General features: G+C 37.5%; 17 protein-coding genes. 2 read left to right on the forward strand and 15 right to left on the reverse strand.

The features are described 5' to 3' along the window. Window positions 1-133: 133 nt before the first annotated feature. The 8 genes from ACRD7B_RS20300 to ACRD7B_RS20335 all read right to left on the reverse strand — a co-directional run bounded on the left by ACRD7B_RS20300 (window position 134) and on the right by ACRD7B_RS20335 (window position 7,253). Window positions 134-982, reverse strand: a complete 849-nt coding sequence (locus ACRD7B_RS20300; RefSeq protein WP_430826484.1) for a DUF481 domain-containing protein — start codon at window positions 980-982, stop codon at window positions 134-136. 527 nt (window positions 983-1,509) lie between these two features. Next, window positions 1,510-2,040: a DUF481 domain-containing protein gene (locus ACRD7B_RS20305; RefSeq protein ID WP_430826485.1), complete on the reverse strand. Its 531-nt coding sequence runs from the start codon at window positions 2,038-2,040 to the stop codon at window positions 1,510-1,512. 297 nt (window positions 2,041-2,337) lie between these two features. Next, the gene (locus ACRD7B_RS20310; RefSeq protein WP_430826486.1) at window positions 2,338-2,739 is read right to left on the reverse strand and encodes a hypothetical protein; all 402 of its coding nucleotides are present in this window, start codon (window positions 2,737-2,739) and stop codon (window positions 2,338-2,340) included. A gap of 175 nt (window positions 2,740-2,914) precedes the next feature. Continuing rightward, the gene (locus tag ACRD7B_RS20315) at window positions 2,915-3,217 is read right to left on the reverse strand and encodes a hypothetical protein (protein ID WP_430826488.1); all 303 of its coding nucleotides are present in this window, start codon (window positions 3,215-3,217) and stop codon (window positions 2,915-2,917) included. A gap of 230 nt (window positions 3,218-3,447) precedes the next feature. Continuing rightward, the gene (locus ACRD7B_RS20320) at window positions 3,448-4,326 is read right to left on the reverse strand and encodes a DMT family transporter (RefSeq protein ID WP_430826489.1); all 879 of its coding nucleotides are present in this window, start codon (window positions 4,324-4,326) and stop codon (window positions 3,448-3,450) included. Continuing rightward, window positions 4,327-5,217 carry an EamA family transporter RarD gene (gene rarD, locus ACRD7B_RS20325; RefSeq protein WP_430826491.1) on the reverse strand — a complete coding sequence of 297 codons (891 nt, stop codon included), beginning with the start codon at window positions 5,215-5,217 and terminating at the stop codon, window positions 4,327-4,329. A 282-nt stretch (window positions 5,218-5,499) separates the two neighbouring features. After that, window positions 5,500-6,219: a LytR/AlgR family response regulator transcription factor gene (locus tag ACRD7B_RS20330; RefSeq protein WP_430826493.1), complete on the reverse strand. Its 720-nt coding sequence runs from the start codon at window positions 6,217-6,219 to the stop codon at window positions 5,500-5,502. Then, window positions 6,216-7,253, reverse strand: coding sequence for a sensor histidine kinase (locus ACRD7B_RS20335; RefSeq protein WP_430826494.1), 1,038 nt, complete (start codon window positions 7,251-7,253; stop codon window positions 6,216-6,218). The genes ACRD7B_RS20330 and ACRD7B_RS20335 overlap by 4 nt, the downstream gene beginning before the upstream one ends. Window positions 7,254-7,485: 232 nt before the next feature. On the opposite strand from ACRD7B_RS20335, the gene ACRD7B_RS20340 reads away from it, so the two are divergent. Continuing rightward, window positions 7,486-9,723 (forward strand): sugar-binding protein, encoded by a 2,238-nt coding sequence (locus ACRD7B_RS20340; RefSeq protein WP_430826496.1) that lies wholly within the window; start codon window positions 7,486-7,488, stop codon window positions 9,721-9,723. 225 nt (window positions 9,724-9,948) lie between these two features. Here ACRD7B_RS20340 and ACRD7B_RS20345 read toward each other — a convergent pair whose 3' ends face one another. From ACRD7B_RS20345 to ACRD7B_RS20355, 3 genes are read right to left on the reverse strand one after another with little or no spacing between them, the layout of a single operon-like run. Beyond that, window positions 9,949-10,257, reverse strand: coding sequence for a hypothetical protein (locus ACRD7B_RS20345; RefSeq protein ID WP_430826497.1), 309 nt, complete (start codon window positions 10,255-10,257; stop codon window positions 9,949-9,951). 15 nt (window positions 10,258-10,272) lie between these two features. Further along, a complete protein-coding gene (locus tag ACRD7B_RS20350) occupies window positions 10,273-10,887 on the reverse strand; it encodes an NUDIX hydrolase N-terminal domain-containing protein (RefSeq protein ID WP_430826498.1) in 615 nt (204 codons plus the stop codon). Between the two features lie 11 nt (window positions 10,888-10,898). Next, complete coding sequence (locus ACRD7B_RS20355; protein WP_430826499.1) at window positions 10,899-11,609, reverse strand: DUF4328 domain-containing protein; 711 nt, start codon at window positions 11,607-11,609, stop codon at window positions 10,899-10,901. Window positions 11,610-12,186: 577 nt separating this feature from the next. Here ACRD7B_RS20355 and rbp point away from each other — a divergent pair. Further along, complete coding sequence (gene rbp, locus ACRD7B_RS20360) at window positions 12,187-12,483, forward strand: RNA-binding regulator (RefSeq protein ID WP_430826500.1); 297 nt, start codon at window positions 12,187-12,189, stop codon at window positions 12,481-12,483. A 155-nt stretch (window positions 12,484-12,638) separates the two neighbouring features. Here rbp and ACRD7B_RS20365 read toward each other — a convergent pair whose 3' ends face one another. From ACRD7B_RS20365 to ACRD7B_RS20380, 4 genes are all read right to left on the reverse strand, one after another. Next, window positions 12,639-13,007: a YccF domain-containing protein gene (locus ACRD7B_RS20365; RefSeq protein WP_430826501.1), complete on the reverse strand. Its 369-nt coding sequence runs from the start codon at window positions 13,005-13,007 to the stop codon at window positions 12,639-12,641. Window positions 13,008-13,223: 216 nt separating this feature from the next. Beyond that, complete coding sequence (locus ACRD7B_RS20370; protein ID WP_430826502.1) at window positions 13,224-13,727, reverse strand: DUF4252 domain-containing protein; 504 nt, start codon at window positions 13,725-13,727, stop codon at window positions 13,224-13,226. A gap of 135 nt (window positions 13,728-13,862) precedes the next feature. Then, entirely contained in the window at window positions 13,863-15,353 is a 1,491-nt protein-coding gene (locus ACRD7B_RS20375) for a PspC domain-containing protein (RefSeq protein ID WP_430826503.1), read from the reverse strand. A 20-nt stretch (window positions 15,354-15,373) separates the two neighbouring features. Then, on the reverse strand, window positions 15,374-16,345 hold the full coding sequence (locus ACRD7B_RS20380) for a PspC domain-containing protein (RefSeq protein WP_430826504.1): 972 nt from the start codon (window positions 16,343-16,345) through the stop codon (window positions 15,374-15,376). Window positions 16,346-16,351: the final 6 nt, after the last annotated feature.

The following is a 16,351-nucleotide window of genomic DNA, read 5'->3' on the forward strand; positions in this document are numbered from 1 at the left end:
GGAGGCTTAAGTCCCCTTCAGGGGATTTAGGGGTAACAAATATTGAAGTTAGTTACAAATTATAAGTTTCAAAGATTCTTTTTTGACTTTTGAGAGTTCCCCTTTTGCTTTAAAAATTAATAGGGTGTGGGTATTAAAATTGAAAGCATAATCTAAGTAATGGCCCCTTTATCGAGCCTTGATAGAGGGCATCCTTATTTGGAGTTTCGTAGTAGATGTGCCTATAACCAAGGGTTGTTAGAAAGCTTTTGGTAAAGAGGTAGTTGATTCCAATAATGTATTGATAACTGAAATCATCTCTTGCAAAGAACCCCGGGCCTAAATCACCATATGAAACGATCTCAACTTTGGAATTAAACCGGTATTTAATATTGGTCGCAAAAAGAGGGTCAACCCATAAATTATCTCTGGATATGGATACTGGTTTACGCCCAAATATTTCACTGGTAATACCAACTTTAAAATAGGCAAATTTAGCGCCTAGTAATACATCAATATCGAATTGTTTCTTTTTTATTAAACGATAACCTAACCCAAAATCTCCACCCACATAAGTTAAATCCGTAAAGCTATTCTGTAGAAAAAAATCAAAAGGTGTTTTAAAGCCGCTGCGCAGCACGAGTGAACTGACATTGAATTGAGCTACCATGAAATCATTTCGGTATTGACCTGTGAACATCAAAGCAAATTTGATGGAGTGTCTGATGTCTCTAAAACTTAAATCAATATCATATCTTGGAGCTGCTTCGGGCAAAGTGCCTATTTCTGGAGGGCCTTCAACTGGGGGATTGCCAGGTGGTTCTGGGGGGCGGATTATAGTCCCTTGAAACCCAAGAAGCCAAACGTATGGGCCGGTTCTAAAATGCCATTTATTATAGGTAGAATCTTTTTCAAAGAAATTTTGAGCAGCTGAATCTGTTGCAAATACCTGTAGGAGAATGAATATTACAATTGTACTAATCAGCTGTTTGTTGGCAATCATTAAAGCATGTTTCACATTATGACTGCAAAATTAAAAAAATTGGATCATTCATACAGAGAAATTGCTTTTAAAAGATACCGTAGACCAGTATTTATCTTTCAACCACAAATTTTAGCTTCGCTGATTTTCAATTCGTGAATTACACTAATATGAAGAATTTATTCGCCGCTTAAGTTCTCAAATATATAGGCTTACCTAAAAATGTAGGTTTGGAACTATTAGCTTACCTCACACCCAACTAAGGTCGGAAGGCGACTAGAATCTTATGGCCTTAAGCTTAATAAAAGCGTAGTTTACGATTTAAATACTTTGAAAATGATAGAACTAGAGACTAAAATAAGCCTGTAAAAGGAAAGGAAAGCCATCAAAACAATGGCCAATAAACACATTACTTATATCAATCGCCATATAAGGTGATTTCTATCCGGTTGTCGGTAATCCCGAATTCTCGGGACGTTCAGACTCTGGTATGCAAGCAGTCAGAACGCTTAGTTATTAGGTAATGTTATTTTTGTTTTAAATTATTATTAGAAATAGTATTTGATATTAATTGAACTTCGAGCATCAATTGTATTATACCAACCTGTTTCCGTATTATTTGCCTTTGTTGGATGGTTTGATGTTTCGTATCCGTATGCTGGTGAAAAACTATAATTGAGAACAATGTGGTCATTAAACCAATAATCAATTCCTGAACCAAAATAAAGTAGCATACGCTTTTGAATACCTAGGTATTCATTTCTTTCATATTGCAAATAAGCTTGATAAAACACCTTGACAGACTTGAGGTTTTTATGTGGATAAATTTGGTATCCTCCTTTTATTCCTTCATATGTTAAGTCTGGGTCATTGTTATTTATCGATTTCATGTAACCTAAGAATATTACATGCTTGCCTATTTTGTAATTAATTGAAGGAGAAATGTAATCCCTGGTAATGCTTGTGTTTGCCATTAACTGCATTTCCAGCCCAATCTTATTGGTATTATTAAAAGATTCCTGTGCTTTTGAATTGATTACTAACAATGTGAATACAAATAGTGTGATAAAATTTTTCATAAATACTGTCATTCAATAGCCTTATTAATATTGAGTATGTTTATTCTTAAGCATAATGGCCTGTCGCATGTTGTTGTTAAAAGGCGATTTAACCTTACATACTTTCCAATTTGAGCTGAGCCAAATCTTTTATTTTTTTTCCTTTTCATTTAAAGCCAATTATAAATCATGAACACCATAAAAAAACTACTCCTTGTTCATAAATCAAAGGTTTGGCACTGATTGTAGAAACCATGAACCTTTCAAACCGCCACACATCTTACGAACCTTGTTTCCAGGCATTGTGCGCTGTATTGCTTATTTTCCGAACTTATACCTAATTCCCAAACTACCTCTAAGAATATTAGATTCACCAAATATTGGCGTTAATTCAACATGAAATCCAAATTGCTTTTTCGCTAATGGATAAAAATTAAGTCCTACTGGAAATACGAATCCTTCAAAGTCACCCGTTCGACCACCAAAACCAGTGTAAAATTCATAGTCCGTGTTTGTTATTATGTCATATGTGACTATTCCTTCGATTGATATTTCTTCAAAATATACATCCGTTCCAATTCTAAATTCTGGTCGGAACCTTTCATTTATTTCATAATTTATTCCAAAAAATGGTATACTTGACTGGTGATAATCAACACCAATTTGCGCATTTGTAAATATTGGAATAATGAGTAAAGAGAACAAAATAAATAATCTCATAGCATTCTGGTTTAGGTTTTAAAATAGAGCTGCTTGTCTCAGCAAATTTATTTAGGATATGCAAATAGCGCACAATTACACGATCCACTTAGTATTCATTCTAATCGTCTTAATTATTTTCACAATTTATTTTACTCATATTAAAGTAAAACGTATTGGTCTTACCAAATCTATACTAAACAAAATATATATCCAATACTATATAGTTAATTAGAAACATTCTAAATTTAGTAGCATTTGACGCTGAATCAGGTAATTGAACACTGCCTCTAGGAGGCTCCTCATTGACTTTAGTATTCATTTTCCGCACTCTAGCATGATCTTCCAGCATTCCAGTACGTTCATCCAGCCCTTCAGTATGCTTTTTCAGCTCACCAGTACGTTCATCAAGTCTGCCAGTATGCTCTACCAGATCTCCAGTACACTCTTCCAGCTCTTCAGTATGCATTTCCAGGTCGCCAGTACGTTCATCCAGCACTCCAGTACGTATTTTCAGCACTCCAGTATGGCCATTCTGTTTCTTTTATTGTTTCCTTAATAGCTATAGATAACTGCAATAGTAAGGCTTAAACACAATAAGCTGCGATAAGTCCATACAAAAGGCCTAATACCGATTATACATTTGGTATAACAGAAACAGCTTAAGTTGTTTTTATACCGATAACAGGAAAATTAATCTTAAAAATATTGAACTTGAGCTTAGTAAGATTACTTACGCTTCAATCGTGTGTAGTTAACAATGTAAATACCGCTAAACACAATCATACCGCCAACAATTTGCCAGGCGCTTAATGATTCGCCCAACACAACATAGGCGGCAATAGCAGTTAGTACGGGCTGCCCTAATAAGGTAGGCGATACGGTAGTAGCCTTAAGGTAGCCCTGGGCATAATTAATGAGTGTCCAGCCACCCACATGCACTCCAATACCATAAACCAAATAGATTAGCCAGGTACGCTCGTTATAACCCGTAAACGAATAGGAGGTAAAAAGTATAATAATACCTACCGTAAGCGCGGCAGCAAAAGTACTGATAGATAAATACTGGAGGGTTCCCATTAATTGTCTTCCTTGTTGGGTAAATAAGTGATAGGCACCATAAAACATACCCGCCAATACTCCTAAACTTATGCCGGTAAACAAACCATCTTGCACGTACAAACTACGGTACACCATTACAATCATGCCAGCCAAAGTAATGCTCAAACCAATCCAGAAGCCCTTATTTTGTTTCTCCTTAAAAAATAAAGCAGCGCCAAAACCAACCCATACAGGCGCCAGGTTGGCCATTAAAGTAGGTATGGTCGCATTGCTCAGTTCAATGGCCATCGACCAAAGTCCGGTATCAATACCAAAGGCAATACCACCCAATACGGCTATGTAAATACCCTTTTTCGAAAGTGCTTTTACAGCCTTCCACTTATACACAAAGGGAAATATTAGTACCAGCGAACCAATGGCCACACGATAAAAGGCAGTTATTAGGCCGGGTGCTTCGGCCGATTTAATCAATACGGCTGAAAAACCAATAATTACCAATCCTGTTAAAAGTGCGATGTATGCTTTTAAGTGCGGTTTAGTCGACATCTAGCTAGATTTACGGTATTTTTTAACAATAGAATAGGTGTAAAAACCCAGTGCCAGCCATATGAAGCCAAAGGCAATTTGTTTCTGAATAGGAAAATCCTCGTGATATAAGAAGATTCCCAGAAGTAACATGATGGTAGGCCCTATGTACTGCATAAAACCTACCGAAGTGAGTGGTATGCGCTTGGCACCTTGCCCAAACCAATAGAGCGGAAAGGTTGTAACCACACCTGCCAGAATAAGTAAGGCATCGATGGTTCGGCTTTCGTTAAACAATGCACCTTGGCCACTAATTAAACCCCAAACAATGTAGCCCAAAGCAAAAGGAGCCAACACCAAAGTTTCGATAGCCAGTGCGGGCATCGATTCCACGCCACTCATTTTTTTAAGCAAGCCATATATACCAAATGAAATGGCTAAATAGATAGAGATCCAAGGGAATTTACCATAATCGATGGTGAGATAGACCACGGCACAAACGGCCAGCAACAAGGCAATGAATTGTAGTTTGTTCAGTCGCTCTTTCAGGAATAACATACCCAAGGCCACATTAAACAATGGAGTAATATAGTAACCCAGGCTGGCTTCAACAATGTGATCGATGTTAACCGCATAAATGTAAACACCCCAATTGCTTCCTACCAAAATGCCAGTGGTACAAAGCGTTAAGAGCGCTTTTTTATTTTTAAATATTGGACGCAGGTTTAAGTTACCCTTCCAATACAGAAATAACAAAACGAATATGAGCGACCAAAATATACGGTGCGACAATACCTCAAGTGCTGGTAGGTGACTCAACCATTTCCAATAGATGGGTAATAAACCCCAGCTAACAAATGCCTGTGCCGTGTACAAATATCCTTTTGCCTGATCGGACTGTTCTGCTGCCATTATTATATTGCTTATAGATAAATCGTAATATAATGCCGATGTATTAATGAATAGTGCTAAGGAGTATGCGAACTTAGCGCTATCCCGATGACTATCGGGATCATTAAACAATCGGTAGTATTGTGTTTTTCAGCGAGCTAAGATAAGAAGAATAAAAGCAGAATTGCCATGATAATTGGCAATGAATTATAAAGTCTTATTGGCAAATAAAGAGCAGGTAAAGCTAAGCCAGAGGACTATGTTTATTCCAGTGCTTGAACTATGCCATAAACAAGTCAGCCCTTACTCCTCGGGCGGTAAATAATTTAAACAATGAAACACCTGCTGTTTATAGTTACGGCCTATGGGAATAGCCTTTTCATTTATAGAAATAGTGGTGGAAGTAAATCCAGTAATCTGATTGATGGATACGATATAGGAACGGTGGATACGAACAAACAAACTCTCGGGCAAACTTTGCTCAATGGACACCAAGGTCTGGCGAGCTGTAATAACCCGGTTCGATGTATGAATGTTCACATAATCCTTAAAACTTTCGATGTACAGAATATCCTTCAACAACACCTTATTAATCATCTTACCTGCCTTCACATACACATAAGCATCGCTGCCTTCCTTTTCGGGATGATGCACCTCAATTGTCTGAGGCTGCATCTCAAAAAACTTATTGACGGCACGTACAAATCGCTCAAAGGAAATGGGTTTCATCAGATAGTCAACAATATCTAACTCGTAACCTTCCAAGGCATAATCCTTATAAGCCGTGGTAAGTATCACCTTTGGCGGATGTTTTAAGGAACGAAGAAACTCAATACCTGTTAAGCCAGGCATCTGAATATCGAGAAACAATAAATCAACCTTTTGCTTACGCAGAATCTCAAAAGCATCGGTTGCCCTATGGCAGATAGCTACAATATTGAGCGAAGCCAATTTATTAACATGCGTTTCAATCACCTCGGCAGCCAAAGGTTCATCATCTATAATCACACAATTAATACTCATGAGGGATGATTTATTTTAAGGTCAACAACAAACTCATCATCTTTAATGACCATTTTTAAGGAATGCTTATTCGGATACAAGAGCTCTAGGCGACGGCGCACATTCTTCAGTCCCAATCCTTCTTTTATTTCGGATAAATCTTCATTTAAAGTATTGCAAGTATGCAAATGCAGGCAAGCGGTATCAATATCTATATTAATATTTATCTCGATGTGCTGATTGCCCTTATCAGCACCATGTTTAAAACAATTCTCGATGATCGGTAGAAGCAAAAGAGGTGCTATCCTGCTATTATTAGCCTCACCCTTTTGCTCATAGCTTATATCCACCATGCTTTTATGATGACGGATGCCCTGAAGATTTATGTAATTAGAAATAAAATCCAGCTCCTTGTGCATGGGCACATAATCCACCGAACAATCGTACAACATGTAACGTAACAAATCGCTGAGCTTCAATACAACATCGGGCGCATCCTTCGATTGCTTCAAGGTAAGCGCATAAAGGTTGTTTAAGGTATTAAATAAAAAGTGAGGATGAATCTGTGTTTTCAGGAAGTTTAACTCCGCCTCCTTCTTTTCACTTATTAAGGATTGTTTCAGGTTTTGTTCTCTGTACCAAGTCTTAAATAGCATGATAGTAGCAGCAACAAAGGGCAACTCATAATTGGTAATAATGGCAACAAATATCTTAGGCCAGTAAAAAACAGGATACGCCGACTTATCGCCATAAAGTGGGATTAAGTAGAAAGTCATCCAAATAGCAAAGCCGTACAAAATGGCTTGAATAGCCGTAAAAACACCAAACTGCAAAAACTTACGCTTGAGTAAAAAGCGTGGAATAAGAAAATAAATTAAGCTATAAGTACCCAACATGCGAATGGGTAACAAAAGCAGGTTTGACTTAAACTCCAGCTCATAATTACCATTGTACTCGCCATACGATATGGAATAAAATAAATACGAGACGAGCCAAAACAGAACATGCCAAATGACTCGGTTCTTAAAGAATATATTATTAACCATTTCCTTCATTTGCTCCAGCGATTATTAGTATTTACTGCAATGGATAAATGTATATTTTATCGATGCTAATTACAAACACATGCGATAAACAACCAACAATACGCGACAAATAACAAATAGGCAGGACAAAAGAAGATAGTTAAGGCTAAGGGTGTTGTTTGTCGTTAAAAACAAGGTCTTTGTCTTTATAAAAAAGCAGGTATTGAATCAACAATTACATTCGTTTCATAATCTGACAAGCATGAAACGACTAAGCCCACTTTTACTCTTTGTATTGATTCATTTCAATAGCCTTGCGCAAGCACCTCCAATGAAACACATACAGATAACACGTGGTGACAATGAATTTATTATCGATGGTGTTATTAACGACGATGAATGGGAACACGCCAGTTACATAGATGATTTCTGGCAACACTGGCCAGTTGATACAATTCCTGCCATTAAACGAACAGAGGTGAAAGTTAGCTACGACAATGAATTCATCTATGTTTCGGCCAAATGTTTCGACGATAAGGCCCAGCCAATTATTACATCGATGAAACGAGATGATGAAGGCGGCTTTTGGAACAGCGATGGTTTTAGTGTTACCATCGACCCGGGCAATAACGATACCAATGGTTACTTTTTTGCCATGAACCCGAGGGGCATACAAGTAGATGCTACTGTTTCGCAGCGTGGAGCCAACCCAATAGTTGATACCTTTTGGGACGATTACTGGTTAGGCGAGGCACGCATTACTGATTATGGCTATAGTTACGAAATGGCCATTCCTTTTTCATCCATTAAGTTTGATGCCGATAATAACCAATGGGGCATCAATTTTATCCGTAACGACATTGAATTAGGCGCCTACGATCTATGGTGTCGCTTCCCAATGGATTTTAGTGGTATGGACTTTGGCTATAATGGCAATGTTACTTTCAAAGATGATGTTCCGAAAGAGACCAAGGGCAAGATAAATATTTTTCCTTCCGTTTCGGGAGCTGTTATTAACGACCGTGAAGCAGATGGCAAAACGGAAGTGAAACTCAATGGTGGGCTGGATGCTAAAATGGCCGTTGGGTCTAACCTTTCGCTCGATCTTTCCATCTATCCTGATTTCTCAACCGTGAATGTGGACCGCCAATACATCGACTTTTATCGCTTTGAATATTACATGCCCGAGATGCGCTCTTTCTTTCTCGAGAATGGCGATCTGTTTTCCGGCTTTGGAACGTATACCGATCACACCACACCTTATACCGACAATCGTATTAAACCACTTTACACCCGACGCATTGGAATTTACGACTGGAATTATGTACCCATGACTTATGGTGTTCGTCTATCGGGCAATGCCAGCGAGAAAGTTCGTATTGGTGTGCTCAATGTGCAAAACGAAGCTTATGAAGATCTATCGGCACAGAACTATTCAGCTACTTCATTTCAATGGAGCGTACTAAAACGGTCGGCCATAAAAGGCATGTTCACCAATCGCCAAATGACACCAGATTTTATGCGATTTGACAAAGAGGACTATAACCGAACGGCTGGTTTAGAATTTGATTACATGAATAACAAAGGCAACTGGACAGGAACAGCCAAATACCACCACAGCTTTAACCCCGAAAACTATGGTAAAGCGGCTTACCTTGGTGCCGAGCTCAATTACAACTCCTCGACATTACGAGTGGCGAATCGTGTGTATAATGTAGGCGATAATTATATTAACGACATGGGATATGTGCCCCGTCTCTACAATAGAAACGACCGTGATGATACTGAATTTCGACAAGGATTTACGGAATTAACGAATCGAACATCTTATACCTTCTACCCCAAAAATGATAAACTATTACTGATTGCACCTGGCAACAACTTTAGCGCTTACACCAACCCCAATGGAAGCATTAAGGATTATGTTGGTCACTTAAATGTTTACACCGAATTTGAAAGTCGAAGTTCGATAAATGTTTTTATGAATTACGAACAAGCCAACTTATTGGCGCCTACCGATATTTTAAAAAACGATAAATTATTGGAGGCAGGGCAATACAATTTCCAGAGCATTGGCATATTATACACAAGTAATTGGCGAAAGCTATTTAACTACAATTTATCAGCTGAGAATGGCTTCTTCTACAATGGCGAAAAAACATCGCTTCATTTGGGTGCCAAGTACCGTGTTCAACCATGGGGTAATTTTAGTTTCGATTACGATTATTGTAACCTGCGTTTCCCTGGTGACATTGGCACTGAAATCTATCACCTGGCTGCCTTACAAGCTGAGATTACTTTTAAAAAGGATCTTAGCTGGACAACATTGGTGCAGTATAATACACAAGTTGACAACATGAATGTCAATAGCATGTTGCGTTGGCGCTTCCGACCTTTGAGCGATTTTTTTATCGTTGTTAAAAATGATCGAACGAGTCACAACTTTAGTGATAAAAAATTGCAAGTGAATTTTAAATTGAGGTATTGGTTAAACTTATAAATGAAATAAGGTTGATTGGAGAACCTTGGTTAATAATAAATGATAAAAATTCAATTTCATTCCTAAAGAGTCCAAAATTTAGGCACGAATTAGATCCTCGTGAAAAACCGCAATACTGGTAACGACCTTTATTGCGGTTTTTGCATTCTTAGTTTGAACGCAGAGACACAAAGTCTCAGAGGTTTTAATCACAAAAAAAAATTTCAGTATCTACGCACACATTTTTCATACAAAAAAATCTTTCAAATCGAGTGACTGATTCGCCCAATAAAGCAGCACCCCAGCTATGATTAATGCCAAAACGAAAGCGACAACTTGCTTAAAAAAAGCTAAACGGTTTTGTCGGATTAGTTTTTGCCTAAGCGCGTTCAACTCATCCGCGCTCAACTCCTTTTGTTCTTTCGTTTGGTGGCGATACGAACTACTGATCTTCTTATTCAGGCCTTTAAATAATGAAGTTTTCTTTTTAACGAGCTCACGATTATCTCGCATGCTCTTTATCATGGCCATTACGTGTCCTGCTGATGACATCATTATTGAGGTTTAAGGTTAATCAAATACAACGGGTAAGTTGTTGTTCTTAGCCAATTTATATAATTCATGCACTTGCGATTCAACAATACGATCAACTGAAAGTGCAGGCAGTTTATCAAGCGGAAACCAACGTGCTTCTTCAATATCGAAATTACCACGTAACTCCCCTCCAACAACTCGACACAAGAAAATGATTTTATATACATAAAATGCCGAAGGTGGGTGTGCATGACAGCGTTTATCATAAACAGCCAACAAGCGCTCAACTTCAACATCAATACCTGTTTCTTCTTCGGTCTCCTTAACGGCTATTTCGGCAGGCGTAAAACCAATATCGGCCCAGCCGCCTGGTATCGACCAATGGCCATCCACCACTTCTTTGGCAAAGAGTATTTCATCGTTCTCGTTCAATACAAAAGCCCTTACATCCACCTTAGGGGTAGGATATTCCGTTGGCGGAACATAAAAATGATCTAAAGATTCAACCGGTTTTTGGGCCATTTCAGCCATCATTTCCTGACTCAGATCAACTAACTCCTGATTGCGTTCAATTTCATAGCTATTTTGAGCATATACCAACCCAGTCTCGCCAAGTGCTTTAATGCGTTTTATCGCGTTCAAGTAATCCATAGTACCAACACTTAATTTTCAACACTTTCTTCAATTTTTATCTTTGCTACTTTTAACGATTCAGCAAACATTTCTTCTTCTTTTGAAACTTGTTTAACCATTAAAATGGTAACAATAATGGCAATAATATCAAAAGTGTCGGAGATAATAAATGCCATAGATGAATTACTCAATTCAAAAACTGTTTCAGCTCTTAAACTTGACCGAAAAGCAATTTGCCCCAATATTCCTCTGATTATATAAACCGTCCACCACATTCCAATAATTCCTGAACTAATCTGCAAACGATATGAAGGCACCACAGTTATAACCACGCGTTTCATTTCCTGCAGTAATTCTTTCATTATTTGGTATGGGCGATATAAATTTATAAACGGAATGACGAAGCTCCAATTGGTCATCGTTTCGCTATAAGTTATATTTCGTATTCCACTTCGGTGCAAATTACCATAAGCCCTGCGGAACCATCCTAGAAAAACAACAACTGAGGTAATCGTTAATCCTGTTTGAACCAAACCTATAATCCCTTGTCTTAAATCACTCATCTCTAGTTGGGAATCATCATACATCAATCCTCCCTTTAAATCCTGTAACAGATTATGTTCCATTACATTTGACACAACTGCAAATACAGTAGTTATACCTAAAAATATAAATACCCTCTCAGTTATTTTTGCCCTTTGAGAGTTGTCCTTTAGAAGCTCATTCGAATTTTCAATCATACATTTAATTTAATCCATTCAAGTCTGAACCTTAAATCTAACATTTTTTGTTAAATAATTGATGACTCCAATTAAGGAAGGACTAAACAATACTACGCAATAATAAAATCGATAAAGTAGAGAAGCAAAAGAAGAAGGCCGTACCAAAATATTCCAATCATTACAATTCGCAGCACCCTATACTTATTTTTACTTTTCAGTAAAAAATAAACACCTGATGAAGCAATCATCAACAATATGGTATTCAGAATTGCCATATAAAGAATCCGTTTTTATCACAAGTCATAAGTTACTACTAATAACACGATATGAAAAGGCTTAAGCTTAATAAATGCTGAATGTATCTCATTTTACATTTTTAACACTCTTTATATTTCGGCATGCCATGTCAATGGATTATTTATCTACCTTTGTGATGTATTTAAAACTGGATTTTTTGATTTTAGGCTGATAGTTAGTTTTTACCTTCCGTTAGTAATTAGGTTCCAACCTTCCGCATTTCATTAGACCTTTATTTAAGTAGTATTTTTTTTAATTAGGTGCATCTGAGGCACCGTGTATTTTAAGTTTTTATAAGATGAATATTTTTATTTCAAATTTGACCTACGCCATTACAGATGGTGATTTAAACGATTTATTTGGTGAGTACGGTGAGGTTTCATCGGCAAAAGTTATCATGGATCGCGAAACAAGAAAATCAAGAGGTTTTGGTTTCGTTGAGATGAGTGATGACGAACTAGCTAAAAAAGCTATCGAAGATTTAGATCGTGCTGAATATGATGGTCGTATCATCAATGTTAAAGAAGCATCTCCACGTCCAGAGCGTGCTGGTGGTAACAGAGGTGGCAACCGCGGTGGTGGTCGTCGTTTCTAGTCTTTAGCTAAAAAGAAATTAAAAGCCCAATCTGAAACTCAGATTGGGCTTCTTTATGCGCTAAAAAAGAGTCAACCCTATATGGATTGACTCTTAAAAAATAAAAATTATCACTAAACCATAGTCGAGCAATATTTCTATTAATTCGATTATATCTATACTATTGTTCTTCCAAAAGGCGTTAATGCAACACCAGCCAACTTAAAATGTTGACGTGCAAAAGGGATACCGATAATAGTGATGGCTAACACTATTCCCCAAAACACATGAGTTAGTGCAATTATAAAACCACCAAATATCAACCAAAGTACATTCATAAAAGTACTTAAACAACCTGATGCCTGAGGTTCGTAACGGGCTTCGCTTCCAAATGGCCATAAAGCCAAAACTCCCAATTTTAATGTTTGTAGACCAAAGGGTATACCAATAATAGTGACAATTAAGAGTAAACTACAAACAAAGTACTCAAGCGCTATTATCAATCCGCCAAAGATTAACCAAATTAAATTTCCTATAAATGACATTTTATTAAGGTATTAGTGATTAGGTGATAGTAATTGGATGAATATGTTTCCCAATATTGCCATCTGCGTTATTTCAATAAATCGTTAATATTTTGTGCTAGTCAGAATACCAAAAGATTATAATCCAACAGAATTTTGCATCTAGCACCATTTGTTAGTGAATTACAAAACAAACTTCTGGCTATCCCGGATAATTATCGGGACTAACGGACTCTTTTATTTATAATTATCCATTTTCTCGGCCATTTCCTTTAGCTGTTCTACTTTAAAGTCGCCAAAGAAAGAAAGCAATACACCATTGGTTTCGCCCTGAAACAACATATGGCATTCCTTAACTTTACGCCCCGACTTTAAAACACGAATATCAACTGTGCCGCTGTCATTATCGATATCATGATCGTCGGCATCGATATCTTTAAATTTGCTTAGTGGCAAATAACGCAAAGCTTCTCCTCTGAAATCCATTGGTTCAGCATCTTTAGATGCTGTATAAATAACCACTTTTACCTCATTTAAATCACCTGTAACTTTACCTTCAGTACCGTCTTCATCATCATCAAATGATAAATCAACTGCATCTAACATGGCCTTTGAAAAAGACATCATGGTAACACCAGGTTTTAGAGCCATCTTTTCAAATAATCTATCCGAAGGGCGATTCTGTGCCATTGCTGTCAATGAAAAAGACAAGGCAATTAGTAATATTGATAACTGTTTCATTTTTTTAGTTTTAGATATGGGTATCAAGAATCAAGACCAATACGGCTCAAATTGTAGATTTCCCATCGTTTACAGAGAGCCAGAATTTATGATTGCTTGATGTATAAATGTTAAAATTATTTCTTGTTCAAACTTTTAGTAATTATCGATTAAACGGTCGAGGTATGGACTAACCTCTAAGCTTTTATTTTCAGGTATTTCAATATCGATGTACACTTTCTGCTTACGCATCAAAGCTTCATCACCCAAATTAAAGATCTTATCCAAATAGATAACTGAATCTTTTTGTTCCCAGAAATACTCTGTATTAACGGCATTAAACTCAGCGGCCTTATCGTTTAATCCCCTTGCTTTTTTTGTGATTTTAATTGAGAAATCATCGCCACGTATAATATTAATATGCGGATCGCCAGTTATTAACAATTGCTCGTCGGCCAATGACAATTCCAAGTTATCGACGTCTGCGAGGTATTCCTGATCAACAGGTGTGGTATTATTGGCTACTCTTAAATACACAGTCTCCGCACTTGTAGTTTGTAGCTGATGTGTTTCTGTAATAGAACCGCTGTCGCTAAAGCTTTTAGCAACTCGCAAACCAGTGAAAAATAACAAAACCAAGCCAGCTAACCATAAGCCAAGAGCAGACATACCAATAACTTTACCATTGGTTTTAAAACGGAAAATTAATTTTAATCCCAAATACAGAATGACTAAGAACGGTATAACTACTAAAAGCAATACAGCAATAGTCGCCAATAATTGGTCGAGATGAGACAGAAAATGATCGGGTACCGTTGTAATAAAGAAATTACCCTCAGATAAGGCTAAGCCAGGCATAGCATCCTTAAGTACGATAACTCCAACAATGATCATAATACACAGTACACTCCACAACACTATGCCAATTCCCAGAATGGTACCGAATACGTTTAGTACAGAGTGCAAGCCTGTGGCCATAGCATCTCCAGTTTTATTCATTCGTTGTTGCATATTTTTATAGTTTGGTTTGTTAGCATACGATCTAAACTTATTCGAAACGGCCTGGTATTCTTGCTTAATGTTATCACCAACATTCTTAAAAGTTACACCACCTCGCATCCTAATGCGTTGTTCCATGGTACGGGCCTCAGGCATGGCTATCCATAACACAATGTAGATAAGTATTGGTGAGCCTAATGACAGTAAAGCTGTAACCACAGCTATGATGCGAAACACCAATGGGTCAACATCGAAATAAGCCCCTAAGCCGCCACAAACACCTGCAAAAACACGGTCGTCACAATCGCGATATAGGCCTTTTCGCCCATAATAAGGTGGTGGTGCCGAATAGGTTTTATTAGATTCCTGATTGGTTTCATCCGCTTCGTCTTCATCCACAATCTCAGCAGGTTCTCCAATGGTTTCAATTATTTCTTCTACCACCGCTAAATTAATGGTTGAACCAGAGCATTTGTATTGGAATAATTCTGCAATACGTGCCTCTATGTCAGCCAGTATCTCTTCCGCTTCCTCACTTTTTCCCAAGCGTTTTTTGATGGTGTCAAGATATGATTTAAGCTTTTCGAAGGCCTGTTCTTCAACTTGAAAAGCACATCCATCAAGATTTATATCTATCGTTTTATTCATCTTCGTAAATTAAAAGTAGGTTAGCACATCAATAAAAAACCTCCGAACATCCAGAATAACACTTTAAGAGTAAGTGCACCCAGCAACAAAAAGGCAATGATGTAAAGTATGATTTTAAAGAGTGTTTTAAACACAAGTCCCACCACTAACAATACCAGTACAATGGTTAAAGCACCAGGAAAGAACACATGATTAAATGTAGGGGCAACACTATGTGTAAAACCGGTAAATACAGCCATTGGGGCGTGTAAAATATCGGTTCCAACATGTCCGAATTGCCATAATGCATACATACTCAGGATACCAGCAATAACTATCAATACTGTTTTATCTGACTTTGAAAAACGACTGAAGAAGTTTTCACCTGACTTATAGGCTTTAGACTGCTTAAAGTTGCCAAGGTTCTTTTTTACCTCTTCATACTCATCTTTAATTGATTGCTCAATATTATTGATGGTAATGTGTTTTCCACGCATCTCCAATTTCTGAGCTGTTGTGAGTGCTGGTGGTAAAGCCATCCAAAGTACTAGGTAAATAAGTATAATAGCGCCCGACGTTAATGGAATCAATACCAAGGCTATAATTCGAACAATGATACTGTCGATGCCAAGATAAGCTGCTATACCTGCACAAACACCTCCTAATACGCGATTATCAATATCGCGATAAAATCGTTTGCTGGCCTTTACATATGCCATGCTTTGCGTTGTGCTTTTTGCCTTTGGTTCTTCGTCATTTATCTCTTCGGGTTCGCCCATAATAACAATAACATCTTCAACCATTGCCATTGAAACAACACCCGTTTCGCGATTAATTCTATCTTCAAAAATCTCTGAAATACGACTCTCGATATCACCTATTATTTCCTCCCCGCTCTCCTGGCTTCTGAAACTCTGCTCAATCTTATCCAGATAAGCTCGAAGCCTCGTATAGGCATCATCATCGATAAAGAACTTTCGCCCGTTTATATTTATTGTAACTGTTTTCTTCATGACTTC

Origin of the sequence: Carboxylicivirga fragile, assembly GCF_050589805.1 — a bacterium.
Taxonomy (GTDB): domain Bacteria; phylum Bacteroidota; class Bacteroidia; order Bacteroidales; family Marinilabiliaceae; genus Carboxylicivirga; species Carboxylicivirga fragile.